General features: G+C 59.2%; 25 protein-coding genes and 2 pseudogenes. 15 read left to right on the top strand and 12 right to left on the bottom strand.

Features of this window, described 5'->3' with window-relative positions; genetic code table 11:
- Positions 1 to 77 precede the first annotated feature (77 nt).
- A complete protein-coding gene (locus SOP97_RS05105) occupies positions 78 to 965 on the top strand; it encodes a hypothetical protein (RefSeq protein ID WP_322948457.1) in 888 nt (295 codons plus the stop codon).
- On the opposite strand, the gene SOP97_RS05100 is transcribed toward SOP97_RS05105, so the two are convergent.
- The 4 genes from SOP97_RS05100 to SOP97_RS05085 form a co-directional block, all read right to left on the bottom strand.
- Positions 940 to 2256, bottom strand: coding sequence for a phospholipase C/P1 nuclease family protein (locus tag SOP97_RS05100; RefSeq protein ID WP_411912025.1), 1317 nt, complete (start codon positions 2254 to 2256; stop codon positions 940 to 942). The two genes, SOP97_RS05105 and SOP97_RS05100, sit on opposite strands and share 26 nt — an antisense overlap.
- 137 nt (positions 2257 to 2393) lie before the next feature.
- Positions 2394 to 3251, bottom strand: a complete 858-nt coding sequence (locus SOP97_RS05095) for an FHA domain-containing protein (RefSeq protein WP_274086850.1) — start codon at positions 3249 to 3251, stop codon at positions 2394 to 2396.
- Between the two features lie 156 nt (positions 3252 to 3407).
- Positions 3408 to 4910 (bottom strand): serine/threonine-protein kinase, encoded by a 1503-nt coding sequence (locus SOP97_RS05090; RefSeq protein WP_322948456.1) that lies wholly within the window; start codon positions 4908 to 4910, stop codon positions 3408 to 3410.
- 23 nt (positions 4911 to 4933) lie between these two features.
- Positions 4934 to 5707 carry a PP2C family protein-serine/threonine phosphatase gene (locus SOP97_RS05085; protein WP_322948455.1) on the bottom strand — a complete coding sequence of 258 codons (774 nt, stop codon included), beginning with the start codon at positions 5705 to 5707 and terminating at the stop codon, positions 4934 to 4936.
- 275 nt (positions 5708 to 5982) lie between these two features.
- On the opposite strand from SOP97_RS05085, the gene SOP97_RS05080 reads away from it, so the two are divergent.
- The 6 genes from SOP97_RS05080 to SOP97_RS05055 all read left to right on the top strand — a co-directional run bounded on the left by SOP97_RS05080 (position 5983) and on the right by SOP97_RS05055 (position 9648).
- A complete protein-coding gene (locus SOP97_RS05080) occupies positions 5983 to 6114 on the top strand; it encodes a hypothetical protein (protein WP_274086853.1) in 132 nt (43 codons plus the stop codon).
- Positions 6115 to 6182: 68 nt separating this feature from the next.
- Entirely contained in the window at positions 6183 to 6608 is a 426-nt protein-coding gene (locus SOP97_RS05075) for a GNAT family N-acetyltransferase (RefSeq protein WP_322948454.1), read from the top strand.
- Positions 6609 to 6789: 181 nt separating this feature from the next.
- Positions 6790 to 7782, top strand: coding sequence for a GGDEF domain-containing protein (locus tag SOP97_RS05070; RefSeq protein WP_411912024.1), 993 nt, complete (start codon positions 6790 to 6792; stop codon positions 7780 to 7782).
- A gap of 119 nt (positions 7783 to 7901) precedes the next feature.
- Complete coding sequence (gene msrB, locus SOP97_RS05065) at positions 7902 to 8417, top strand: peptide-methionine (R)-S-oxide reductase MsrB (protein ID WP_322948452.1); 516 nt, start codon at positions 7902 to 7904, stop codon at positions 8415 to 8417.
- Between the two features lie 2 nt (positions 8418 to 8419).
- Complete coding sequence (msrA, locus tag SOP97_RS05060) at positions 8420 to 9088, top strand: peptide-methionine (S)-S-oxide reductase MsrA (RefSeq protein WP_322948451.1); 669 nt, start codon at positions 8420 to 8422, stop codon at positions 9086 to 9088.
- A gap of 122 nt (positions 9089 to 9210) precedes the next feature.
- Positions 9211 to 9648 (top strand): abscisic acid-deficient protein Aba4 family protein, encoded by a 438-nt coding sequence (locus SOP97_RS05055; protein WP_322948449.1) that lies wholly within the window; start codon positions 9211 to 9213, stop codon positions 9646 to 9648.
- A 1-nt stretch (position 9649) separates the two neighbouring features.
- On the opposite strand, the gene SOP97_RS05050 is transcribed toward SOP97_RS05055, so the two are convergent.
- The gene (locus SOP97_RS05050) at positions 9650 to 9985 is read right to left on the bottom strand and encodes a hypothetical protein (RefSeq protein ID WP_322948448.1); all 336 of its coding nucleotides are present in this window, start codon (positions 9983 to 9985) and stop codon (positions 9650 to 9652) included.
- Between the two features lie 268 nt (positions 9986 to 10253).
- Here SOP97_RS05050 and SOP97_RS05045 point away from each other — a divergent pair, with 268 nt between their 5' ends.
- From SOP97_RS05045 to SOP97_RS05030, 4 genes are all read left to right on the top strand, one after another.
- Entirely contained in the window at positions 10254 to 10808 is a 555-nt protein-coding gene (locus SOP97_RS05045) for a thermonuclease family protein (protein WP_322948447.1), read from the top strand.
- A 226-nt stretch (positions 10809 to 11034) separates the two neighbouring features.
- The gene (gene cynS, locus SOP97_RS05040; RefSeq protein WP_322948446.1) at positions 11035 to 11502 is read left to right on the top strand and encodes a cyanase; all 468 of its coding nucleotides are present in this window, start codon (positions 11035 to 11037) and stop codon (positions 11500 to 11502) included.
- 94 nt (positions 11503 to 11596) lie between these two features.
- On the top strand, positions 11597 to 11848 hold the full coding sequence (locus SOP97_RS05035; RefSeq protein WP_322948445.1) for a DUF2790 domain-containing protein: 252 nt from the start codon (positions 11597 to 11599) through the stop codon (positions 11846 to 11848).
- A 35-nt stretch (positions 11849 to 11883) separates the two neighbouring features.
- On the top strand, positions 11884 to 12543 hold the full coding sequence (locus SOP97_RS05030) for a carbonic anhydrase (RefSeq protein WP_322948444.1): 660 nt from the start codon (positions 11884 to 11886) through the stop codon (positions 12541 to 12543).
- A 90-nt stretch (positions 12544 to 12633) separates the two neighbouring features.
- Here the strand turns inward: SOP97_RS05030 and cynR are convergent, their stop codons facing one another.
- Complete coding sequence (gene cynR, locus SOP97_RS05025; protein ID WP_322948443.1) at positions 12634 to 13533, bottom strand: transcriptional regulator CynR; 900 nt, start codon at positions 13531 to 13533, stop codon at positions 12634 to 12636.
- 277 nt (positions 13534 to 13810) lie between these two features.
- On the bottom strand, positions 13811 to 14653 hold the full coding sequence (locus SOP97_RS05020) for a CvfB family protein (protein ID WP_322948442.1): 843 nt from the start codon (positions 14651 to 14653) through the stop codon (positions 13811 to 13813).
- A 322-nt stretch (positions 14654 to 14975) separates the two neighbouring features.
- Here SOP97_RS05020 and SOP97_RS05015 point away from each other — a divergent pair, with 322 nt between their 5' ends.
- Together SOP97_RS05015 and SOP97_RS05010 are read left to right on the top strand one after the other, a co-directional pair.
- Positions 14976 to 15164 carry a hypothetical protein gene (locus SOP97_RS05015; RefSeq protein WP_274086866.1) on the top strand — a complete coding sequence of 63 codons (189 nt, stop codon included), beginning with the start codon at positions 14976 to 14978 and terminating at the stop codon, positions 15162 to 15164.
- Between the two features lie 216 nt (positions 15165 to 15380).
- Positions 15381 to 17603, top strand: a complete 2223-nt coding sequence (locus SOP97_RS05010; protein WP_322948440.1) for an LTA synthase family protein — start codon at positions 15381 to 15383, stop codon at positions 17601 to 17603.
- A 33-nt stretch (positions 17604 to 17636) separates the two neighbouring features.
- On the opposite strand, the gene SOP97_RS05005 is transcribed toward SOP97_RS05010, so the two are convergent.
- Positions 17637 to 18359, bottom strand: coding sequence for a substrate-binding periplasmic protein (locus SOP97_RS05005; protein WP_322948438.1), 723 nt, complete (start codon positions 18357 to 18359; stop codon positions 17637 to 17639).
- Between the two features lie 160 nt (positions 18360 to 18519).
- Between SOP97_RS05005 and SOP97_RS05000 the strand changes: the two genes are divergently transcribed.
- Positions 18520 to 19500, top strand: coding sequence for a zinc-dependent alcohol dehydrogenase family protein (locus SOP97_RS05000; protein ID WP_322948437.1), 981 nt, complete (start codon positions 18520 to 18522; stop codon positions 19498 to 19500).
- Between the two features lie 36 nt (positions 19501 to 19536).
- On the opposite strand, the pseudogene SOP97_RS04995 reads toward SOP97_RS05000, so the two are convergent.
- The 3 genes and pseudogenes from SOP97_RS04995 to SOP97_RS04985 all read right to left on the bottom strand — a co-directional run.
- Positions 19537 to 19824, bottom strand: a pseudogene (locus tag SOP97_RS04995) (DUF1294 domain-containing protein); the annotation flags it as partial.
- A 129-nt stretch (positions 19825 to 19953) separates the two neighbouring features.
- Positions 19954 to 20058: pseudogene (locus SOP97_RS04990) on the bottom strand (hypothetical protein); the annotation flags it as partial.
- 4 nt (positions 20059 to 20062) lie between these two features.
- Positions 20063 to 21415, bottom strand: a complete 1353-nt coding sequence (locus SOP97_RS04985) for a DEAD/DEAH box helicase (protein ID WP_322948436.1) — start codon at positions 21413 to 21415, stop codon at positions 20063 to 20065.
- Positions 21416 to 21591: 176 nt separating this feature from the next.
- On the opposite strand from SOP97_RS04985, the gene SOP97_RS04980 reads away from it, so the two are divergent.
- Positions 21592 to 22008, top strand: a complete 417-nt coding sequence (locus SOP97_RS04980) for an anti-virulence regulator CigR family protein (protein ID WP_322948435.1) — start codon at positions 21592 to 21594, stop codon at positions 22006 to 22008.
- A gap of 6 nt (positions 22009 to 22014) precedes the next feature.
- Here the strand turns inward: SOP97_RS04980 and rarD are convergent, their stop codons facing one another.
- Complete coding sequence (gene rarD, locus SOP97_RS04975) at positions 22015 to 22923, bottom strand: EamA family transporter RarD (protein WP_322948434.1); 909 nt, start codon at positions 22921 to 22923, stop codon at positions 22015 to 22017.
- Between the last annotated feature and the right edge of the window lie 286 nt (positions 22924 to 23209).

The raw sequence follows: 23209 nt of genomic DNA, 5'->3' as shown, positions 1-23209 counted from the left end.
TCCTACAGGCTGGCATACTGTGCGCCGCACAGACCGGTGGGCCGCCCACCCTGTATGCCGAAAGGACGCCAATAATAATGTACAAGATGCCTGCAAAGGCCCTCTATCGCTGGCTTATAGGCCTGCTACTGCTCAGCCTGCTGCCTCCGCTATACGCCGATGATGCGGGCGTTATTCACTATCCCCGGCGTACCGAGGGTGACGAGTTCCGCTCCTCCTATGAGCTGGCCCAACTGCAACTGGCGCTGGAAAAAGCCGGCAGCTCTCTGCGCCTGGAGCCCTCGTACTACAGCATGGAGCAGGAGCGCGCACTGGTTAACCTGGAGCATAACGAGCGCCTCGATGTGGTCTGGAGCATGACCAGCCGTGAGCGCGAACAACGCCTGCTGCCTGTACGCATTCCGCTGGATAAGGGCTTGTATGGCTGGCGCATTGCCCTGCTGCCCAGCAGCCGCGCCGAGCTGCTCAAGGATGTACGCACGCTCAACGACCTGCGCCCGTTCTCCGCCGGTCAAGGGCACGATTGGCCGGACACTGACATTCTTCGCAGCAATGGCTTGCCTGTCACCATTTCGGCCAATTACGGCAGCCTCTTTCACATGCTCCAGGCGCAACGCTTCGATTACTTTCCGCGCTCGGTGATCGAACTCTGGGATGAGCTTAAGCACCCACGCAGCAAGCAGCTGGTTGCCGACCAGCATGTGCTGCTGCACTACCCCGCCGCGATGTATTTTTTCTTCTCGCGCCAACGCCCAGAGCTGGCGCAAACCGTGCGCCTCGGTTTGCAGCGGGCGATAGCCGATGGTTCATTCGAGCGCCTGTTCCAGGAGCATTTCGCAGCCGACCTGCAGCGCGCGCAACTGCACAAGCGTCAGGTCATCGAGCTGCAAAACCCTTTTTTGCCGGGCGCCACGCCCTTGCAGCGCCGCGAGCTGTGGTTCACTCCTGCGCCGCCGGAACGCTAGATGGTTGAGCCAAAGCGGCCTGCACAACCGCACGGCTGTGCGCGCCGAACCGCTTAAACAGCACCTGCAGCAAGTGCTCCAACAGCGGGTCGGCGGCAACCGGAGCCAACTGATTGCCCGCACTGAAACCTGCAGCGGCAACCGGCTTGCGTGCGAGCCACTGGCCAATCACTTCATCCAAGGCATCGGCGCTGGCGTACGACTCGGCGGCCACCACCTGCTGCGCGTAGTCCGCTGAGTAAGCGGGGTAGCTGCCTCGCGGCGCCTGTGTATAAGCCTGTAACAGTGGCGCGGCGGCCTGCTCCGCCATCAATTGCTGCATACGCTGAAGTTGGTATTCCTCGAGAGCCGTATGCCGGTCCGCCACACGGGCAATGGTGGCCAGACGATCGTCGGGATAGCCCAAAGCGCCTTTAAGGGCAATCAGCATCAGTTCGGGCGTGGTGAAGCCCGGCACGGTCTTGGCGTGATAGGGCTGGGTCAGGTCCTGCATGTAGTGCAGCGCCCAGCCGAGAAAACGATACCCCCAATAGTCATGCCCGCTGGCCAGGGCCAGCCGTGCCAGGCCGGTGTACTGGTAGATGCGCCAGTGCGGCAGGGTGCGCCGCAGGTAGGGCGCCGCCTGAAATACCAGCACGGGCTCGTGGTAGTAACCGATATGGAAAGGGGCTTGGGAGGAGTACTCAAAGCGCGCATCACCAAACGGCTGCTCGCCAAAGTTGTACTGCCCGCCGACTTCGCCGGGGTTGTTGCTGAACAGGTTGATGTCGTGGCCATAGTCCGGCTCATCAGCCGCACTGCTGAGCACCTGCACTGCACTTACCGCCTCGCCCGGCTGCAAGGCCAGATAACGCCAATGGCTCCAGGGGCCAAGCTTGCGAAATACCAGCACCTGTTCAGCCGCCAGCCGCGCCCTCCCCTCATCCCCCTGCCCCGGCAATTGCTGGACAAAGCCTGCCAGACGAATCTGCGGATTAATCCGCAGTGCATGCAGGAATGCGCTGCGCCTGTCGGCCGTCGCAAGGGCGCTAAAACGCAACGCATCTGGGCGCGCCGGGTAATCGGGGAAGTGCGCGCGGGCAAAGGCCTCCTGCTCATCCAGCAACTGCTCAATGGCCGGCGCCTGATCATCGAGAAACGCCTGCAACGGCTGATAGTTGAGTGTGCGCTGCAATTGCGGCAGTGCCTGCAACGCCAACTGGCTGCCGAGCGAGTGATTGGACCAGGCCAGAGCGCTTAACGGCTGACAGGCCAAGCAACAGGCAGATAGCAACAGCAACAATGGCTTCACGGCGACTCCGACGCAGGTAGCAGGGCAAAGAGCCATAGCCTAACGCCTGGGCCGCTACCTGGCACTGTCGTATCAAGTCAGCCCACTCACTAATCAGGCAGTGCGCGGCAAAATCTCAGCGGTGAGCGTGACCAGAGCTAGCCAACAACTACAGCCGCTGCCGCGACCAGCACAATCACCACCAGCGCTAGCGCTAATAGCGGCTTATTCAGCCTACTTGGCGCACGGGCGGGCTTAGCCGCAGTGTGCAGCGGGTTAGCCTGAGCGACTGTTCGCAGTGGGTTGGCATGGCTATTCGCTGAACGGGACATGGCGACGGCCTTGAGCGGCTTGGGCAGGTCCACCGCGCGCATAAATAGCGTGGCGTCTTCGTCCGCGCTGGGCGCCACCGTGCTTTTCGGCCCAATCACCAGCAGGCTGACCGAGCCCATCTTCAGCTGGTCACCTGGCTGCAACACCGCCGTCGCGACCTTTTGCTGGTTGACCTGCAGACCATTGGCCGACGCCAGGTCCTTGACCTCCAGCACATTGTCCTTGAGGTAGAACTCGCAGTGGCGGCGCGACAATTGCTGGTCGCTGAAACACAGCTCGCATTTCACTGAACGGCCAAAGGTCATGGAGCCGTTGATATGGAATTTCTTGCCTTCGTGCTCGCCCTGAATCACCTGCAGGTACCAGCGTGCACCCTGCTCGGCTTTAGCCTTGCTGCGCGCCGGATCGACCAGTAGCAACTCCACCGAACCCAGCCGCAGCCGGTCATCGGCACGCAACTGGAAGCGCGTATTGATGCGCTCGTCGTTGACGAAAGAGCCGCCGAGGCTGCCGACATCGGTCAGGTAATAGAAGCCATGATCCTGACGAATCTCCGCATGAAATGAGCCGATGCTGGGGTCCACCAACACCAGGCTGTTGCGGCTGTCCTGGCCGATGGTGAAACGCTCGTCGACCAGCCAGATGGGGGCCTGACGATTATCACTGAAGTGAATTTTGAGCATCTACAGCACTCCCCCAAAGTCAGTTAAACAGCCGCCAGGAAACCGGGGCACCGCATGCGCTACTTGGCGTTAGCCGGATGAGCGGCAAGTGCCAACGAAGCGAGGCGCGCATGCTGCCTGCCAATCAGCCGGCTAGCAATATGCCAGCAGGGTTACTTACTCAAATAGGTTGTTCCACAAGCGTTTGACGGAATTAACCGGCCCCGTCTGCTGGGTCGCTGCAGGCTTACGCCGGGCAGTCTGGGCCTGACGTACACGCTGTTCATGGCCATCGAGCAGGTGCAATAACGCCTCGTTAGTCGGCTCCACCTCCAGCCCCTGCTGCACCAATGCCAGCGCCAAGGCGAACTCGCGGCGTTTATAGGCGGCCTCGCTTTGCGCGATATAGCGCTGCGCCACCCGGTTGATCCCGGCTAGGGCCAACAGGTTGTCCGGCTCCCAAGCCAGCACCTGACGGAAGTAGTGCGTCGCGCTGTCATCTTCGGGCAATAGCAGCTGTTGATCCGCCAGGCGCTGCTCAGCCAGCTGCAGAGACTGGTTGATCCGTGCTTGCAGCACACGGTTTAGCCCATCCAGCGCCAGCGGGTTGTCGGCATCAAGCGTGAGGACCTGACGAAACAGGTAATCGGCGTTGTCCTGCGGCGGCTCCAGCAGATTGCCGCTTTGCAAACGCTGCTCGGCGCGCGCCAGGTAGTCGCTGATCTGCGTCTGTTGATACAGGTGATAGCCGCCAGCGCTCGCCGCCGCTAACAGCAACACCCCCAACAGCAACCCAACCCACAATTTACTGCGCCCACCTTTGCGCCTGCTTGGCTTAGGCACGCTCAGCGCCGGGGCGATAAGCGTACTATCCGGGTCCTCTTGTGCCAGCTCGTCCAGGCTGGCCAGCAACACTTTACAGTCAGCAAAGCGCTCATCCGGGTCTTTCGCCAGCATGCGCTCGAGCAGCCACTGGTAGCCCTGGAGAGGCGCGGGCAGTTGCGGCACGTCCATCTGCAGGTGATTCATCACCGTCTGGGTGTAATTGGCGCCGCGGTAGGGGTTAGTGCCGGTGAGCATCTCCAGCAGGATCACCCCCAGGCTGTAAATATCGCTGCGCGCGTCCAGCGCTTGACACTGCGCCTGCTCAGGGCTGCTGTAGGAAGGGCTGCCGACAGCGATACCAAACTGAGTCAGGTCGGTATCCAGTTCAACTTCCTTGGCCACCCCAAAGTCGGTGATCACCGCCGTGCCATCGGTGCGAAAGAGGATATTGGCCGGCTTGATATCGCGGTGCACCAGGCCCTGGTCATGCACCACCGCCAGGCCACTGGCCACCTGCCGCACGATGCGCAAAGCGCGCGCCAGCTCGAAGACTTCACCTTTGTGCTGCGCCAGATCACCGCCGGCGACGAACTCCATGGTCAGGTAATGGCGACCATCAGCCAGCTGATTGATGTCATAGATGGTGATGATCGAGGGGTGGTGCAAAGACGCGACGATATGTCCCTCTTTGATAAAGCGCTGGCTGAACGCTTGATCATCTGTGCTTAACAGCACCTTGATCGCCACCTTGCGGTGCAGCGACTCCTGGGTGGCCAGGTAAACCTCGGCCATACCGCCTTTGCCCAGGCGGCCATGCACCTGATAACCGGGGATAACAAGCAATTGTTCAGTCATGAGGGTCAGTGCACATCGGCAGATTAGGGCTTGCGGGAGGTAAACAGACGGCTGAGCAGCCCCCGGGGTTTGACTTCAACGCTGGGTGGGGGCGCTTCACGGCCGAGCACGATACAGGAGATATTATCCTTGCCGCCCATTTCGTTAGCCTGCGCCAGCAGCTGGCTCACCAGTTCATCAAGGGTCTGCGCGCTGCTGCATAGCTGCTGGATCTGTGCGTCATCAAGCTCGCCGGTCAGGCCGTCGCTGCACAGCAACAGCAACTCCTGCTCACCCAGCGAGCCCTGCAGCACACCCACCTGCAGCGGCTGTTCATCTCGGCCCAGGCACTGCAGGATGACATTGCGCTGCGGATGGTGACGCGCTTCTTCGGCGCTCATTTGCCCGGCATCGATCATCGTCTGCACCCAGCTGTGGTCGTGACTGAGGCGTTCGATATGCCCGGCACTGACGCGATAGGCGCGGCTGTCACCCACCCAGGCCAGGCTGAACTCAGCCCCCTGGAAATGCACCGCCACTAGGGTCGTGCCCATGCCGCGCTGCTCATCGGCGCGCGCCACCGCGAGAATTTTCTGATTGGCCGCCTGCACCGCCTCGACCAAACCCAGGCCCTCGGCACAACCTGCCTGCAACACCTGTAAGGCCAACGCACTGGCCACTTCACCGCATTGATGCCCGCCCATACCGTCGGCAATCGCCCATAGATTCAACTGCGGGCAACACAACAGCGCATCCTCATTGTGCTCACGCACGCGCCCAGGCACGCTGTGGCCGGCATAAATCAGTGCTTGTTCCATCAATGTCTCGACCTAGGTTTCACCACCGCAAAGCGCTACGCTGCACTCGACTCAGGCCGCCCATGATGCGGCGGTAAACTCAGGCTGTCACCGCCAGCCGCTGATTTTGCAGGTGAAGTGTTAACCAGTCGAACCCACACACCGCAGCCAGAGCCGGATAACGCTCCAACTATTCAGCTAGCATCGGCGTAGACTCAAAACACCAGCCTCGCCTTAGCGCGACGAGCTGGCCCGCTCCAGACGATTCAACCACGACATTGTCAGAGGTGAAGATCATGAGCAAAGGCATGGATTCAAAGAAACAAGCAAAGAAAAAGCCGCTGAAAACAGCCAGCGAAAAACGCATGGATAAAAAAGGCAAGCACGGTGCAAAAACCCTGCTCGGCAGCCACGCAGCTACCCCCTGAGTTAATCGCCTGAGGCAGGCATCAGGCTGCACTCAGGCATTTCAATCCCCCCACTACTGCTAGCCGTTATGTATTACCGCCAACTCCCCGCCCCACTCAAACCTCTTGCTGACAAGTTCTACCGCAGCCAACGCTCAGCCATGCGCGCCACGCCAGGCGCACAGCTTTGGGTCGCCGAAAATCCGGACATCGTTGCAGCACTGTGCCTGCAAAGCGTCGCACACGGTCACTGGCTGACCAGTTTGCTGGTGGCCTCGCCGATGCGCGAACAAGGCATCGCACGTCAGTTGATCGAAGCCGCCCTCACCCACTGCACCACGCCGGTCTGGCTGTTCTGCCACCCACAGCTGCACGATTTCTATCGGCGCCAGGGTTTTACCCCTTGCAGCGACCTGCCCCAGCCCCTAGCCGAGCGCCTAAGCCGTTATCAGCGCAGCAAGAGCCTGCAGGCGTTCTCTCGCGCCCCTGGGCAACCCCAACTGCACCAGGCTTAACGGGCGGCTGCCCGGTTAGCCAGGCGCTATCCGCGCGACGGCACCCATACTGGCACTTTGCTCAACTTTACTATTGCTATCGTCAGGCCAAGCTCTGCATGCTTAAGCCATAACAACGACAACAGGGTCTTTCCCTATGCGCACATCGCGGTTATTCAGACGCCTGCGTAACGACTTTCAGTTGTCCATCATTACGCTGATGGGCCTTTTTGGCGTCATTGGTATTAGCCCCTATGCCGTGTACCGGCTGGCCACCGGCAACTACCTGGTGGGCGCCGCCGATACGGTAATTGTCACCTCCACGGTGCTTGCGGTGCTTTACGCCTGGCGCACCAGCGACACCGTCAAACCGGGCATCTACCTGGCCAGCATCTTCTCCGTTGCGGCAACCCTGATCGCCATCAACCTGGGCGTTAACGGCCTGTTTTGGATCTATCCGCTGATCCTGTTCAACTTCTTTATGGTGTCGTCTGGTAAGGCTTTAGTCGCGACTATCCTGATGCTCATGACGCTGGTGGGTTACGGCCAGCTAAACCCTGGCGCGGTATTCGAAAGCGACTACCAGATGGTGTCGTTTCTGGTTACCAGCATGATGGCCAGCATTCTCAGCTTCGTCTTTGCCTATCGCACCAGCAGCCAGCGCGATCAACTGCAGCAACTGGCCATCCATGACCCGCTGACCGGCGCTCGGAACCGTCGGGCGATGAACGAGGAGCTGAAGATCGCTGCGTCCTTAAATCGGCGTCACGGCAACAGCTATGGCGTGTTGACCATGGACCTGGACCATTTCAAACGGGTCAACGACAACTATGGCCATCAGGCCGGCGATCAGGTGCTGATCGACTTTGTCGAGCTGATCAAAAATGCCTCACGCAAGGAGGATCGTCTGTTCCGCTTCGGCGGCGAGGAATTCCTCCTGCTGGTGCCCAATACCGACAGCGACGGCCTATTGGCCGCAGCCCAAAACCTTCAGCAACAGGTTCGCCAACACCTGCGCGGGCCGGGCGGCCCGGTGACCATGTCGGTTGGCGGTGCGATGATGCGCCGCGACGAGCACTGGGAAGACCTGCTGCAGCGCGCCGACCAACGCCTGTATCACGCCAAGAGCGCCGGACGTAACTGCATCGTCATCAATGACGGCGTCAATACAGCAAGCCCCCAGCCCATCGTCTAATCCTGCGGTATATCTTCGCTTACACTCTGCAGCTGGAAAATTATCCGCCCTGACCCACAACGCTGTAACAACTCGGCGTTGCGTGGGTCTATTGGCCACACCCACTTGAGAGCACTGCCATGAAGAGACGCTCCCTGCTCAAGGCAATCGCCCTGATGCCAGCCCTGCCCCTGCTCAGTCACGCCCCGCTCGGCCTGGCGCAAGCCATCGCCAGCACCATCACGCCACTGGACAAGCCGCACAGCGCCTGGCGTGACCTGCTAACGCCCGAGGCATATGCTGTGTTGTTCGAGGAAGACACGGAAGCCCCCGGCAGCAGCCCGCTGAATCAGGAAAAACGCGACGGCACCTATATCTGCGCCGCCTGCTACCTGCCGCTGTTCGCCAGCCAGGATAAATATGAAAGCGGCACCGGCTGGCCCAGCTTCACCCAGCCGATTGCCGGGCACATGGGCCAAAAACGCGACTTCAAGCTATTTTTCCCACGCACTGAATACCACTGCGCGCGTTGTGGCGGCCACCAGGGCCATGTGTTTGATGACGGCCCCAAGCCTCGTGGCGAACGCTGGTGCAATAACGGTGTAGCCCTGCGCTTTGTTGCCAAAGACGAGCCCCTACCCGAACTGCGGAGCTAAACATGACTCACATTACGTCCCACTGGCGCAGCCGTCTGCTCGGCAGCGCTGTGCTTGTTCTGGGTGGCCTGCTGGCCGCCTGTGAACCCACTGCGGCGCAGGCCCCCCAAGCCCCCATGCAAGCCAACACAACAACGGTGGAAAACCCGGGGGTAGCGATCTTTGCCGGCGGCTGCTTCTGGTGCACCGAATCGGACTTCGACAAAGTACCTGGCGTGATTGAAACCACCTCCGGCTATATCGGCGGACATGTCGACAACCCCACTTACGAGCAGGTTTCAGCCGGCAATAGCGGGCATATTGAAGCCGTGCGCGTGCGCTTTGACCCAAGCAAAACCAGCTATGCGCAACTGCTGGAGGCCTTCTGGCCAACCATCGATCCGATCACCGCCAACGCTCAGTTCTGCGACCGCGGCTCGCAGTACCGCAGCGCAATCTTCTACAGCACGGCCGAAGAACAGCAGCTGGCTGAAGCATCCAAAGCCGCCCTGGATAAATCCGGGCGCTTACCGGCGCCGGTGGTCACAGAAATCCTCCCCGCAGGGACCTTCTACCCCGCCGAGGATTATCACCAGGACTACTACCAGCGTAATCCGCTGCGCTACACCTACTACCGCAACGGTTGCGGCCGCGACCAACGCCTGGAGCAACTCTGGGGCAAGAAGCCATAAGCCATGCGCATCAGTTGGCCCTCGCGCCAGCTGATGACGTTGTATTCAGCCGCTGATACCTAGAGGCAGCAATCGCCGCATCCGCTATGGTTGAGCTCACACGTTGCCCAGTGAGCACAACCATGGCCCCGTTGAAACCTTTGTTCAAACTGACATCGCTGATCGCCCTGGGCGGTTGGCTGATGCTGATCTGCCTGCCAGCCTGGCCCTATACCGATGAACTGGTACTGGGGCTCAGCGTGGTCGTGCTGGCCCTCCTCTACAGCTGGCTGCTGTTTTTCGCCATGCGCCAGCGCCCCGAACCTGGCACTGGCAAACCAGGCTTCTTCAGCCTGGGTGGCGTGCTCTCATTGCTGCGCCAACCCACAGCTGCATTGGCGGCGTGGGTGCATATTCTGGCGTTCGATCTGATGGTGGGCCTGTATATCCGCCACGAAGGAGCCATCGCGGGTATCAGCCACTGGGCTCTGCTGCCCTGCTATGTGCTGACGCTGATGTTTGGGCCGCTGGGTTTGCTGGCCTTTTTAGCGCTGCGCTGGAGCTTGGCTCTAGCGGCCTGAGTTAGCGGCTGCGTTCTTCCGAGTGCGTGCTCTGGCCCGGGTACTGCTGTATGCGGTAACCATTGGGGTACTCAATCGTTTGCTTGATCGCGCCACGGTTTTCTAGCGATTGACTGCCGTAGCGTTGCTCGTGGCGCTGCAGCCCTTCGGGTAACCGCTGCCCACCATAAAGGTTGTGATTTTCTATGGTTTGAGAGCTGCCAATGCTGCCGCTGGCACCAGGGCTGATATAGGTTTTCGGAATGACCCGCAGTGTCTGCGGCGCTTGCGGCTCGGCATACAGCGAAGTCACCATCAGCAAAGTCACCAAACTGAGCACATATCTGCGCATCGTCATTACTCCCTCTGCGCCATGGGCGCGAAACGAACCTGAAGGTTTGGCAACACCAGCCCGCCTACGGTTCCGACCATTGCTCCAGACAGAACATCCGCACGCGGCTTAATTGCTCAAATAATGAGCAATCATCCTCGGTTTACTGGAAAGCACAAGCCACCCCAGCGTCCAACGCAGGATCAGCACTTCGCACAACCCGCCGTGCTGTTTCGCGATACCCGTCCCGCTTAACCCGGCGGGCATTTATTACTATCAACAGCTATGCATTCGCGTGAGCATCGCCAACCAGATGACTATCCGTATCGCTCTACTCCTTCTCGCCTGCCTGCCGGGCCTGGCGCTTGCTGAGCAGTTGATCTGCCGGGTGATGACCATTAGCGAAGGCGACACCTTTAGCTGTCTGAGCACTGATAACAAACGGCTGCGAGTGCGCCTTGCGGAAATTGACGCACCGGAAAGAAAGCAGCCCTATGGCACTGAAGCCAAGCAGGCGCTGTCTGATCTGGTGTTAGAAAAACAGGTTCTCCTGCATGTGCAAGAAGTGGATCGCTACGGCAGAACGCTGGCGCGCGCTTTCATCGGCGGCGTAGACGTGAATTACAGCTTGGTCGAACAAGGCGCAGCCTGGGCCTACACCCCGCAGTTGAAGGACTACAGGCTAAAAGATGCCGAAACCCTGGCCAGAAAAATGGGTAAAGGCCTTTGGCGGCTTCCAGCCGAGTCCATAGTCGCCCCTTGGGATTGGCGTTATGCCGGCAGAATTTCAGTGCCGCCAAAAACCAAGCCCAGCCGACCGGCGTCGTTTTCGCAGTTTGGCAGCAACTAAGGCTCGGGCAACCGGCCCTCCACAACAACCATCACCTCGCCCCCCCACCAATTTGGCCCTGCGCTCCATGGCATCTGCAGCCTGAGTTGCGCTTCAGCGCTACCGCTCACCTGCGCCTTAATCTATAGGCAATACTTATGCAAAGCATTGCATATCAGTCTTGTACGCTATGCATCTATCGGCCGATCATTGCTTCACACCAAGCAACCCCGATAGGAGCCACACCATGCAACAGTCGCACGCTTACAACGACCCAAGCCTCGCCCTGACCACCGAAGTGCTGGATGCCAAGGCGCGCAAAAACCTGTCCTGGCAGGACCTGGCTGACGGCACCGGGCTTGGCTTGGCTTACGTCACCGCCGCCCTGCTCGGCCAGCACCCACTGCCGGAAAGCGCAGCTAAAGTGATTGGCGACAAGCTTGAACTGGATGCCGATGCGGTAGCCCGCCTGCAAATCATCCCACTGCGCGGCAGCCTCTCGGGCATTCCGACCGACCCGACCATCTACCGCTTTTACGAAATGATCCAGATCTACGGCACCACGCTGAAAGCCCTGGTGCATGAGCAGTTTGGCGACGGCATCATCAGCGCGATCAACTTCAAGCTGGACATGAAGAAGGTCGAGGACCCCGAAGGCGGTTCCCGCGCAGTGATCACTCTGGATGGCAAATTCCTGCCCCTGCGCCCGTTCTAACCTCGCCGCGTCCCTGAATCGGCCCGCCCCCTGCGGGCCCGATCCCAAAATTGACCTGATCCCCACTGCCACCCATTTATGCGGAGGATGGCTCATGAACAAAATCCTACTTTTAGGCCTGTCACTGGCAGCCTCGCTGTCGGCTTACGCCGAAGAACCAGTCACGCCAGCGCCAGCCGTTGCCTACACATACGGCATGCACTTAGACATCGCCAAGGTGATACGCATGACTTCGGCTGCCGACACCTGCGGGCCGACGCCAGCCGAAATGACCTACCGTGACTCACAGGGTGACGTCCATGTTCTGCAATACCGCCTGTATGGCACCGGCTGCAGCGACTCATAGCCCAACAATCCAGCAGATTTTTACAGGTACATCCTATGCAAGCGCTTATTGACGGATTTCTGAAGTTTCAGAGCGAAGCGTTCCCACAACGCTCCGACCTATTCAAACACCTGGCGACCACCCAGCACCCAGGCACCTTATTTATCACCTGCTCCGATAGCCGCGTGGTGCCGGAACTGCTGACGCAACAAGAACCCGGGGAACTGTTCGTGATTCGTAACGCCGGCAATATTGTGCCGTCCTACAGCCCGCATCCGGGTGGCGTGTCGGCGACGGTCGAGTATGCCGTCGCGGTACTGGGGGTGACCGATATCGTTATTTGCGGCCACTCCGATTGCGGCGCCATGACCGCGGTCGCCACGTGTAAATGCATGGACCACCTGCCCGCTGTAAGCGGCTGGTTGCAGCATGCCGAGTCGGCGAAGGTCATCAACGAGTCGCGTGTGCATGCCAATGACGCGGCCAAAGTCAGCTCAATGGTGCGGGAAAATGTCATCGCCCAACTGGCGAACATCCAAACCCACCCGAGCGTGCGCCTGGCTCAAGAAAAAGGTGTGTTGAACCTGCATGGCTGGGTCTACGACATTGAAAGCGGCTCAATCGACGCGCTGGACGACGACAACCGCTCCTTCAAGGCATTGGCCGACTACCCAGCGACCTGCGCCGTGCATGCTCGCTCAGCCGTTGCCGCTTGAAACCCGGTTGCCTGTTAAAGATTTTTACCCCAGTGCTCAACTGCAGCGGCTGTCACAGGCCGCTTACCTGTTTCGCTAACGGCTGGCGCGCTATTCGCGCCCGGGCGTGCCCTCCTTCATCGCCCCCAGCATTAAGTGGGTAAAGGCGTCTGATGCAGCGCTGTGGTAGTTATTTTTACGCCGCAGCAGCGCGGCCCCGCGCTGGGGCGCTTCGGCCACTAATGCAAGCTTGCGCAACGCGCGGTCTTGCGTGGCAATGGCTTCCGGCAAAATCGTGGCAACGGCGGTGTGCCGAATAACCTCGAGCAGGGTATTCACCGAGTTGACCTCAATCACCACCTTGGGCGTGATCCGCGCCGTCGCGAAGAACTCATCAATGCAGGTGCGGGTCACAAAATCGGGGGTCAGTAGGGCAAACTCCAGCTGCGCCAGCTGATCGGTAGTCAGCGTGGCCTGAGCATCATAGAGCGGGTGATCACGCCCAACCATCAGCCCCAAGGTTTCTATAAACGCCGGAATCGACTCGATGTCAGCGCTTCTGACTTGATCAAATGCAATCGCGATATCCAACGAATCATTGGCCAGCCCCGTTTCGATGTCGTCCATCGACAACTCGAATATCTGTAAATGGATATTCGGATACAGCGCGATGTAATCGCGGATCAGTGGCCCGACCAGGTAGGCCATAAAGGTTGGGGTCATAGCCAGCCTGAGGGAGCCGCGGGACAAATCCTTAACGTCATGCAGCGCCCGCTTCCCCGCCGCCAACTCCACTAGCACCCGGCGGGCGGATTCGATATAGGCCAGCCCTGCATCAGTGGGTTTGACCGTGCGCGAAGTTCGGTCGAACAGGCTGACGCCGAGCGACTCTTCCAGTTGGCGAATCTGTTGCGACAAGGTCGGCTGGGAAACGTGTAACGCCTCTGCCGCGCGCGTGAAGCCACCGTGATCAGCAACCGCCAACAAATACCGCAGATGCCGTAACAGCATTGCATCACCACCTATAGGCAAAAAACATGCTTCGCATTGTATGCCAGCCCATAAACCTATGGCTAAGTCGACAGACCGGCGCGACAGGCTGTCCAGCCCGACATCGAACAGGCGGAGAATCAGTTAAAACTTGCGCAATAAAAAAGCCAGCATCGCTGCTGGCTTTGTTTTACTGGCGCGGGAATAGGCACCGAACCTGCGAGCTTCGCGTTACACGTGCATTACCCTCGCAACGGGTTATGCAGCAGGCTCTACTGAGCGGTGGCGCAACGGATACTCACTCGCCGGGCAGTTCGATACAGTCTTCGTGGATCACGATGCGACCCTGCTTGTACAAACCACCGATGGCTTTCTTGAAGTTACCTTTACTGACCCGAAACAGCGCGGCAATTTCTTCAGGTGAGCTTTTGTCATTCACCTTGAGCACGCCATCGTGTTCGCGCAGCTTGCTCAATATTTGTTCGCCCAGGCTGCTAGCCGCTTCCTGACCCACCGGCTGCAAGCTCAGGCTGATTTTGCCGTCGGCACGTACTTCCTTGATAAAGCCCTTTTCCTGCATGCCGCTGCGCATAAATTTGAACAGCTCATTCTTGTGGATCAGGCCCCAGTGCTTGCCGTTAATGATGGCCTTGAAGCCCATATCAGTAGGCTCGACCACCAGCAAATCAACTTCTTCACCGGCCGTGTAATTCGCCGGCACGTTATCCAGATAACGATCCAGGCGCGCCGTGGCGGTGATGCGCTTGCTGCGCTTATCGAGGAATACGTGCACCACACAGTAATCACCGACCTGCAGCGGACGTTTTTCTTCGGAGTGCGGCAGTAATAAATCTTTTGGCAAACCCCAATTAAGGAATAAGCCCACTCGATTTATATCCACAACTTTTAAACTGGCAAACCCACCCACCTGCACTTTTGGCTTTTCAGTGGTGGCAATCAATTTGTCTTCACTGTCCAAGTAGATAAAGACGTTCAACCAGTCTTCTACTTCACTTGGGGTGTCGCTCGGAATATAGCGCTTGGGCAATAGGATTTCGCCATCCGCGCCGCCATCCAAATACAGGCCGAAGTCGGTGTGCTTCACGACCTGCAAACTATTCATCCGTCCAATTACCGCCATGATGCTCTACCCTCATTACCAGGCCGGCATTCTAGCCGAGTCGCCCCCGAATTTCTCGACCTACTGGGCATGCAATACCTTCGCCTGACCGCCTTGCGAGGCAATCCGACCAGCGGGCCAAGCGCCAACAAGGCCCCATATGAACGCCCGGTATTAATTATCTATTCTCATTAAAACAATCACTTATTGGCATATTCGATAACTAAACAGACTATTAATGCCGTTATCGCGCCGCCGCCTAGCGCATTTGAGATTTATTTATCAAGCAATTGTCAAGTATTTCGAGTACAATGCTCGGCCAAATTAATTTTTAAATAGGTTAATGGCCGTCATGCGCGTAAAAGCATCCAACAGCAAACCCAAGCCGGCGCCAGCCGTGGAAACCAGTGCCTCGATCGATACACAGATCGAAGCGTTCCTGAAGTCCGGCGGGGAAATCCAGCAAATTGCCAAAGGCGTCAGCGGCCAGGTGTACGGCACCAGCAAGCAGATCACCATCGGCAAAAAGTAGCACTCTCTGGCCATGCAGCGCTTTGCTCGCAATGACAAGGCGCTGGCCATTGCATAATCCATCACCTCCCCCTGCCCCACACCCAGTTGTTTTGCCTATTTGCGCGCCGCGCTCTGGCGCTTAGCACAACCTTGTTTCAGAATCATGGCAGCCTGCATGTTGCGGCTGATTCGGCATTGCCGTTGCTGATCGATGGCAATCGTCCCAGGAGTACCCGTGCGCGTTACCTGCAATTGGCTGCGACACCCTTCCAGCACCCTGTTTATCCTCGGTTTACTACTCCTTGCCCTGCCATTACTCAGCCGCTACACGCTGGGCTGGTCACACGGCTATGGCTACCTGTCTGATTTAGCCATTGGCAGCGTGTTGCTGATCACCCTGCACCAACGCACCTGGCTGCTGAGCGTTCCCTTGCTGGTGGTCTGGTGCATTTTCACCCTGGGCAACGCCGAACTGGTCAGCGCAGTGGGGCGCATGCCGGGACCTGCCGATTTGCACTACCTGGCCGACCCACAGTTCGTCAGCCATTCAACCCAGGGCGCCGGTTTGAGCCAGCCGCTAATGGCCACAGCCTTGGCTGTGCTGGTGGCACTCTATCTAGGCCTACGCCGTATGCAGACGCCACGCCATAGCGCGCCACCTGCGCGCCGCTGGCTGCTGTTGCCGCTGTCACTGTTTGCCGTACATGGCGCCTTCCAGCAATTCAAACCCAGCGAGGCGGACCAATGGCTGCAGTTCAACCTGCCGCACAAGCTACTGGCGGAAAGCGCCAGTAACGGCCAGCAATATTTAGCCGACTGGCTGGCGGCGGATGAGCCAAGCAGCCCACCCGATATCAGCGGCCTTAACCAACTCGACCTGAATGGCACGCCCCTGCTCAAACAGGCCGGCAGCGCCCGCAATGTGCTGATCATTACCCTGGAAGGCGTGACCGGCGCCTATATAAAAGGCAGTCGCCAGGCCATCGGCAGCCACTATGCACAAGACCCGATGCCACGCCTGAGCCAATGGGCCGAACGCGGCATGCTCACCACCGATTATGTGCTGCACGGTCACCAGACCATCCGCGGCCTTTACGCCATGCTTTGTGGTGATTACAACAAACTCGACACCGGCACCCCTAAAGGCGTCGAACTGCTGAATAACCGGCAGCGCAGTGAGCAGTGCCTCCCCGCGCAGTTGCGCGAGCGCGGCCTCAGCACGCACTTCCTGCAGGGCGCCGGGCTGCGTTTTATGGCCAAAGACCAGATCATGCCGCAGATGGGCTTCGAGCAAACCCACGGCCGCGACTGGTTCAAAAATAAGCCCTATATAGACTTCCCATGGGGCATGGACGACAAGGCCTACTTCGAGGGCGCCTTAACTTACGTGCAGCAGCTGCGTAAAAAGCAGCAACCCTGGATGTTGACCCTGCTGACCGTGGGCACCCACCAACCCTACTCTGCCCCGCAGGTCTATCTGGACCGCCAGCCCAATAGCAAATTGGCGGCGATTGCCTACCTGGACGATGCCGTCGCCGACTTCCTCACGGCGCTGGAAAAGCAAGGCGTGCTGAAGGACACCCTGGTGATCATCACCTCGGACGAATCCCATGGTTTGGAAAACGTACGCTTAGCCTCAGCCTGGGGCTTTAACCTGCTACTGGCCCCCGAACAGGCGCAACTGCCCGCCCTCAAGCAAGGCGTATACGGCCATGTTGACCTGACTTCCTCGGTGCTCGATTACTTCGCCTTTCCCGTGCCGAGTAACATTGCCGGGCGCTCGTTGCTGCGCGACTACACCACAGGCCGCGAAATCATCTCCTACACCAATGGCCTGCTGCGCCAGCATGACGGCCAGGGCACCTTGACCGAATGCGACTTCCAGAGTGTTTGCCGGCGCTACGCCAGCCCTGGCTTTATTACCGACAGCGCACGCTACCTGGGCCGTTTCAGCGGTAAACCGGCGCGGTTGATAAGCCAACGCGCAGGCTTGCTCGATCAATCACTGACTAGCGGTCAGGCCGAACAACACTACCAGTTCGCCAACACGCAGCCGATCACGCTCACCCCCGGCGCCAGCAATGACTGGACCGACAACTTGGTGGGCGCGCAGTACCTGACCTTGGGTAAAGACACGCAGACCACGGTGACCCTTAAAATCCGTGCACTGAGCATGGCCACGCCGGGTGCCACACTGCACTTGAAAACCAAGGAATACGACCGCGACGTAGACTTGCCGATACCCGAACTGCCGCTGCTCACTCGCGACAAGCCCATCGAGATCAGCTTCACGTTCGACAACCCGGCCGCGCGCAAGGCGTTTTCTTTCCACCTGACAGGACAAGGCCAGGGCGCCATCGAAATCGTCGATTTCAGCGTCAGCAGAACACCGTTTGAGTCGGATACGAAACTACTGGCCGCCCAGGAAGTGTTGGACGAGATCGTTCCCACGCCCTAAGCGGCTGGGCTACTGACGGCGCATCAGCTGCCGTCAGTACATCGCGTAGCGGCGCTCAATTTCCGCGTATTCGCCGCTTTGTTTAAGCAGCGCCAAGCCCTGATTGAAGCGCGCGCAATGGGCCTGCTGCTGGCAACCCAGCTTGTAATCGGTGGGCGCAAAAATCGGATAAATGCTCAGCGCCTGGGTCACATCGACCTGGCCCCTCACCTCATGGTTGAAATAGCGCAGGATGCGCATATCCGTCACCACCACATCAACCCGCCCGCTGTAGAGCATACGATTGCGGGCAATCTGAAAAGCCTCCTCACGGTAACGCGGATTATTTTCAGCCATGTTCTGGTACTCGCTGCCGAGCAGAAAACGTGCCTGCTGAAAGGCATTCACCGAGTAGCTGAGCAGGTCACTGACGCGCTGAATATTCACGTTTCTCGAGCGCAGAGCCACAGCGACATTCTGATAACGGATATAGGCATCGGAATAAAAAATCGCACCTCCACTGCGCTCGTTCGTAGTGGCAATAACGTCTAGCTGGCCCTTGCTCAGCATCAAATTCAAACGCCCCATGGGGGCGTAGTGCGCCTCAGGCTCTAAGCCACCACGCTGCAAGGCAGCCATGACGATGTCATATTCCAGGCCGCGTGCTTGGTTCTCAAAAATATACGGCGGCTTGTGTGTACCAAAGCCTACGCGCAGGCTTTGCGCTGAGGCCATCAAGCTGAATACCAACAGAAAAAACACCCACAGCCATTTCATAGCAGTACCTAAGTTAAACCTGTGCCCAGCATAGCTGGCTATCCACTCGCCTTGCATCGGCCTATCACTGAGATCGATTAATCCGCATTAATCGCCCCAGGCCCGCACAGAGCTAGACTCCTCCCACCCAAGTCAGTAGTTCATCACTGGAGATGCCTTAATGCTAAAAGCCGAATACCAACAACGCGGCCCGCAACCGCACGAGGTGATCGCCGCCGTTGAGCTGCAACTGCCAGAGCCCGCCGCAGGTCAGGTACGGATCAAAGTACTGGCCGCCCCCATCAACCCTTCCGACGTCCTCACCCTTACCGGCGAATACGGCATGCTGCCGCCGCTGCCGGCGATCGGAGGCAATGAGGGCGTCGGGCGAGTCGAGGCGCTGGGCGCCGAGGTCAGCAACCTGAAAGTCGGCCAGATGGTCCTGCTCCCAGTGGGATGCGGCACGTGGGTCAGCCATTTGAATGCTCCCGCCAATAAGCTGATTCCCTTACCGGAGGCCGATTCACAACAACTGGCGATGCTCACGGTCAATCCGCCGACCGCCTCCCTGCTACTCAGCCAGTTCGTCGATCTCAAACCCGGCGATTGGGTGATCCAGAACGCGGCCAACTCGGGCGTCGGCAGTTACCTGATCCAACTGGCCAAGTTGCGCGGGTTCAAGACCGTCAACGTGGTGCGCCGCGAGTCGGCCGTCGCCGGCGTTGCAGCCGAAGGCGGTGACGTGGTGCTGGTCGATGGCCCGGATCTGGCCAAGCGCGTACGCGCAGCCACCGGCGGCGCAGCCATCGGTCTGGGTATCGATGCGGTAGGCGGTGAGGCCACTGATCACCTGGCGGCCAGTCTGTGTGACGGCGGCGTACTGGTTAACTACGGCATGATGAGCCGCCAGCCGTGCCAAGTGTCCCCGTCGTCCTTTGTATTCCGGGATGTCAGCCTGCGCGGCTTCTGGCTGGCAAAATGGTTCCAGAATGCCAGCCAGGCCGAGCAAATGAAGGTGTTTGGCGAACTGGTGCAGCTGATTGCCAGCGGCAAACTGCACACCCGCGTTGCCGCGACCTATGACGTCAGTGAGATCAAACAAGCCGTGGCAGCGGCTGCCAGCGGTGAGCGCGAGGGCAAGGTGCTGATCGTACCGAAGTAAGCCTCAGCCAAACGACGGCGGGCAATCCGCCGTCGCTTAGCCTATGGCCGCCCCATTGATCAGCCACAGCACCAGCCCGGCAAGGGCCAGGTGCAGCGCGACGATCAGCCAGAACACCAACTGATAACTCGGTTTGCGGTTCTTGTGACGAATCAGGCGCTGCGCCAACAACCCGCCAGGCCAGCCACCCAGTACTTCATACAGGTGCAGGCGCGCCTCGGGCGTGCGCTGCAGCCCCTTGATGGCGAACTGTTTATCGCGGTAGTAGGCAAAAAAGCAGACCAGGCTCATCAGCCCGTAGAGCGCCGCCAGCAGCGGCAACAGCTCAAACCCCAGCAACAGCGGCTGCAGGCGCTCGTGCCAGAGCGCTGCAACCGCGTGCAGCCAAGGTGGATAACTGGCGTAGTCACTGACGCTCAGGGCCAGGTTACTCTGCGCAATGCTGCAGGGCTGGTCGGTGTAAAGCACCACACCATCCGCCTGCAAACATTTGTGTACTGCCGCCTGCGCCTGCGCGGTAATAAACAGCGCAGCAAGCCAACACAGCCAGCGCGCCATGGCGTTACTCGGCCGTTGGCGTACGGCGCTTAAGCGGCGCCAAACCGTCCTGGCTAACCAGCACGGGCGCATCGGCCTTGGGCTTATTGATGGTGTTGCGCTTGCTCGGCGCCTTGGCGGCAGGCTTTTTCGCAACAATCTTCTTGCCGGTTTTCGGGTCGATCTTTTTCTTCTTCGGGCCAACAGCCTTGCCCGACGCCTTGAGGTTTTTCGGCCCCTGGTAGATGCCCTTGATGTCTTTGATATTACGGCGTTCGAAGCGCTGTTTGAGGTAGCGCTCGATGCTCGACATCAGCGCCCAGTCGTTGTGGCAGATCAGCGAAATCGCCAGACCTTCGGCACCCGCACGGCCGGTACGCCCGATGCGGTGCACGTACTCATCGCCGGAGCGCGGCATGTCGAAGTTGATCACCAGGTCCAGGCCGTCGACATCCAGGCCGCGCGCCGCCACATCGGTGGCCACCAGAATCTTCACGGCGCCCTGCTTGAGGCGATCGATGGCCAGCTTGCGATCCTTCTGGTCCTTCTCGCCGTGCAGCACGAACACCTTGTATTCCTTGGCCACCAGCTTGCCGTAGAGGCGGTCAGCCTGCACCCGGGTGTTGGTAAAGATGATCGCCTTCTCGTAGGTTTCGTTGGCCAGCAACCAGTCGACCAGACGCTCTTTGTGATGGTTGTGGTCGGCAGTGATGATCTGCTGACGAGTGCCTTCATTGAGCTGGTTAACCTTGTTGACCTGCAAGTGCTCAGGCTCTTTCAGCACCTTGCCCACCACCTCACGCAACCCGGCACCGCCACTGGTGGCGGAAAACAGCAGGGTCTGGCGTTCGGCATTGCACAGTTCGGCCAAGCGCTGCACATCATCGCTGAAGCCCATATCGAGCATGCGATCGGCTTCGTCGAGCACCAGCACTTCAACTTCATCGAGCAGCAAGTTGCCGGCGTTGGCGTGTTCAATCAGGCGGCCTGGCGTGCCGATCAGGATATCCACCCGGCGCAGCATCGCGGCTTGCACCTTGAAGTCTTCACCCCCGGTAATCAGACCGGCTTTAAGGAAGGTGAACTGCGCAAAGCGCTCAACTTCTTTGAGCGTCTGCTGGGCCAACTCGCGGGTCGGCAGCAGGATCATCGCGCGTACACTCATACGCGGCGAAGAAGCGCCATCGCCGAGCAGGCGGTTAAGCATGGGCAAAACGAAGGCGGCGGTCTTGCCGCTGCCGGTTTGCGCGATTACCCGCAGGTCTTTTCCTTGTAGCGCCAGCGGAATGGCCGCCAGCTGCACCGGGGTGGGCTCGATAAAGTTCAGCGCAGCCACGGCTTTAAGCAGGCGTTCATGCAGGGCGAATTGGGAAAACACGGGGGTAACCTCGACGAAAAACAAAAAATCAGCCGCATAGCCTACCGCTTTCCGGCCTTGCGGCCGAGTGACTTTGCATATTCAGTGCAATAAAGCGACCGCGGCCCCTGAACCAAGCCGAAATAAGTCGCTCAAATTGAGCATATAACCCGCCTTCGTGGGCCTTGGAGTTCATCATGCATAACCTGCGACAAGCCTTGTTAATCAGCGCAACCCTGGCATTCACACTCACAGCGCAAAGCGCTATGGCGGCGCCCAAACATGATCACCCAGGCAAACAAGAGGGCGGCCATAACAGTGACATCCGCGTTGACCTCAACGGCCCGTCGATTGATATCGGCCGGGTACGCATCGTGCTGGGCGAGAACCGCAACCTGATCGGCCCAACCCGCGCCTTGCCGCCTGGCATCGCCAAGAACCTCGCGCGTGGCAAACCACTGCCACCTGGCATTGCGAAAAACTTCGACAGCCGGCTACTTGGCCAGCTACCGCGCTATGACGGCTATGAGTGGAAACAAACCGGCACTGACGTGGTGCTGGTGGCCATTGCTACGGGCATCATTTACGAAGTGCTGCGCAACGTGCTGGACTGAGCCGCCTTACTGCTCGGCAAACGAAGCGCTGCGCCGTTGTTTGATCAATAGGCGCGCGCTATCCCAGCCCACTAGCAGCACAGCCAACCAGATCGGCAAATAAGTGAGCCATTGGGCCGCATCAAATTGCTCACCGAGAAACAGCAACGCGACCAGAAACAGCAGCACTGGCTCGACATAACTGAGAATGCCGAACAACCCCATCGGCAGCAGCCGACTGGCCGCCATCATCGCGGCAAACGCCAGCGCGCTGAGCAGCCCTAGACCAGGCAGCAGCCACCACAGCTGCGGGGCTTGGCTAAACAGCTGGGGTGGCCCCCACTGCACAACCATGTAGATCGCAACCGGGGCCATAAACAGCATTTCCAGCACGAACCCGGACAAGGCATCCAGACGCATCCAGCGGCGCAGCATGAAATACGGCGGATAGCCCAGCACCGTGACCATCACCACCCAGGAAAACGCCTGAGTCAGCCACAGCTCATGGGCGACGCCGAGCAAGGCGCAGAACACCGCCAAACGCTGCAACGGCCGTAGTTGCTCGCCGTAGAACACCCGGCCGGCCAGCACCATGGCCAGCGGCAGAAGGAAATACCCCAGCGACACTTCCAGCATGCGTCCGGACAGCGGCGCCCAGACAAACAGCGCCCACTGAATCCCCATCAGCAATGCAGCCACAGGCAGGCTGGCCAACAGCAACGGTTCACGCCGCAGTCGAGCGAAGGCCGCCAGCAGCAGCGGCCATTGCCGCGACACGGTCACCAGCAGCAACACCGCCGGTAACGACCAGAGCACCCGCTGGGCAAACACTTGCAAGCCATCAAGCGGAGCCAACAACTGCACATAGCCAGGTACCAGGGCAAACAACACCGAGGCGATAATCGACAGCGCCACACCGCGCCCAGACAGTTGCATCACATCACCCTACTCATTCAGATCCAAACGCTTGCCTAGCTGAAGTTAAGACCACGGAGGCCAAGCAGCACGGCCGCGACCTTACCCGCTCGCGCCTAAAAAAGCTCGGCAAGCCTGGTACGCCCCGGGCAATCACAGCTCGCGGGGTAAAACGCGGGCCATAAAAAAACCCGCACAGCATTCGCCGCGCGGGGAGAGAGACGTCTAGGAGCACCAGACGCCAGGAGAGCTGAATGCAGCGTGAAGAATCAGATGGCTTGAGCCAGTTGTGCCTTAGCCTGGCTCA

The sequence above is a fragment of the Pseudomonas spirodelae genome (genome assembly GCF_034653255.1).
In the GTDB taxonomy this organism is placed as follows: Bacteria; Pseudomonadota; Gammaproteobacteria; order Pseudomonadales; family Pseudomonadaceae; genus Aquipseudomonas; species Aquipseudomonas spirodelae.
Note: the sequence above shows the minus strand (reverse complement) of the source record. Positions and strands in the feature narration are given on the sequence as shown.

Coding starts and splice junctions, on each gene's coding strand:
- SOP97_RS05105 (WP_322948457.1), top strand. CDS start 78: ATGTACAAGATGCCTGCAAAGGCCCTCTATCGCTGGCTTATAGGCCTG.
- SOP97_RS05095 (WP_274086850.1), bottom strand. CDS start 3,251: ATGCTCAAAATTCACTTCAGTGATAATCGTCAGGCCCCCATCTGGCTG.
- SOP97_RS05090 (WP_322948456.1), bottom strand. CDS start 4,910: ATGACTGAACAATTGCTTGTTATCCCCGGTTATCAGGTGCATGGCCGC.
- SOP97_RS05085 (WP_322948455.1), bottom strand. CDS start 5,707: ATGGAACAAGCACTGATTTATGCCGGCCACAGCGTGCCTGGGCGCGTG.
- SOP97_RS05080 (WP_274086853.1), top strand. CDS start 5,983: ATGAGCAAAGGCATGGATTCAAAGAAACAAGCAAAGAAAAAGCCGCTG.
- SOP97_RS05075 (WP_322948454.1), top strand. CDS start 6,183: ATGTATTACCGCCAACTCCCCGCCCCACTCAAACCTCTTGCTGACAAG.
- msrB (WP_322948452.1), top strand. CDS start 7,902: ATGAAGAGACGCTCCCTGCTCAAGGCAATCGCCCTGATGCCAGCCCTG.
- msrA (WP_322948451.1), top strand. CDS start 8,420: ATGACTCACATTACGTCCCACTGGCGCAGCCGTCTGCTCGGCAGCGCT.
- SOP97_RS05055 (WP_322948449.1), top strand. CDS start 9,211: ATGGCCCCGTTGAAACCTTTGTTCAAACTGACATCGCTGATCGCCCTG.
- SOP97_RS05050 (WP_322948448.1), bottom strand. CDS start 9,985: ATGACGATGCGCAGATATGTGCTCAGTTTGGTGACTTTGCTGATGGTG.
- cynS (WP_322948446.1), top strand. CDS start 11,035: ATGCAACAGTCGCACGCTTACAACGACCCAAGCCTCGCCCTGACCACC.
- SOP97_RS05035 (WP_322948445.1), top strand. CDS start 11,597: ATGAACAAAATCCTACTTTTAGGCCTGTCACTGGCAGCCTCGCTGTCG.
- SOP97_RS05030 (WP_322948444.1), top strand. CDS start 11,884: ATGCAAGCGCTTATTGACGGATTTCTGAAGTTTCAGAGCGAAGCGTTC.
- cynR (WP_322948443.1), bottom strand. CDS start 13,533: ATGCTGTTACGGCATCTGCGGTATTTGTTGGCGGTTGCTGATCACGGT.
- SOP97_RS05020 (WP_322948442.1), bottom strand. CDS start 14,653: ATGGCGGTAATTGGACGGATGAATAGTTTGCAGGTCGTGAAGCACACC.
- SOP97_RS05015 (WP_274086866.1), top strand. CDS start 14,976: ATGGCCGTCATGCGCGTAAAAGCATCCAACAGCAAACCCAAGCCGGCG.
- SOP97_RS05005 (WP_322948438.1), bottom strand. CDS start 18,359: ATGAAATGGCTGTGGGTGTTTTTTCTGTTGGTATTCAGCTTGATGGCC.
- SOP97_RS05000 (WP_322948437.1), top strand. CDS start 18,520: ATGCTAAAAGCCGAATACCAACAACGCGGCCCGCAACCGCACGAGGTG.
- SOP97_RS04980 (WP_322948435.1), top strand. CDS start 21,592: ATGCATAACCTGCGACAAGCCTTGTTAATCAGCGCAACCCTGGCATTC.
- rarD (WP_322948434.1), bottom strand. CDS start 22,923: ATGCAACTGTCTGGGCGCGGTGTGGCGCTGTCGATTATCGCCTCGGTG.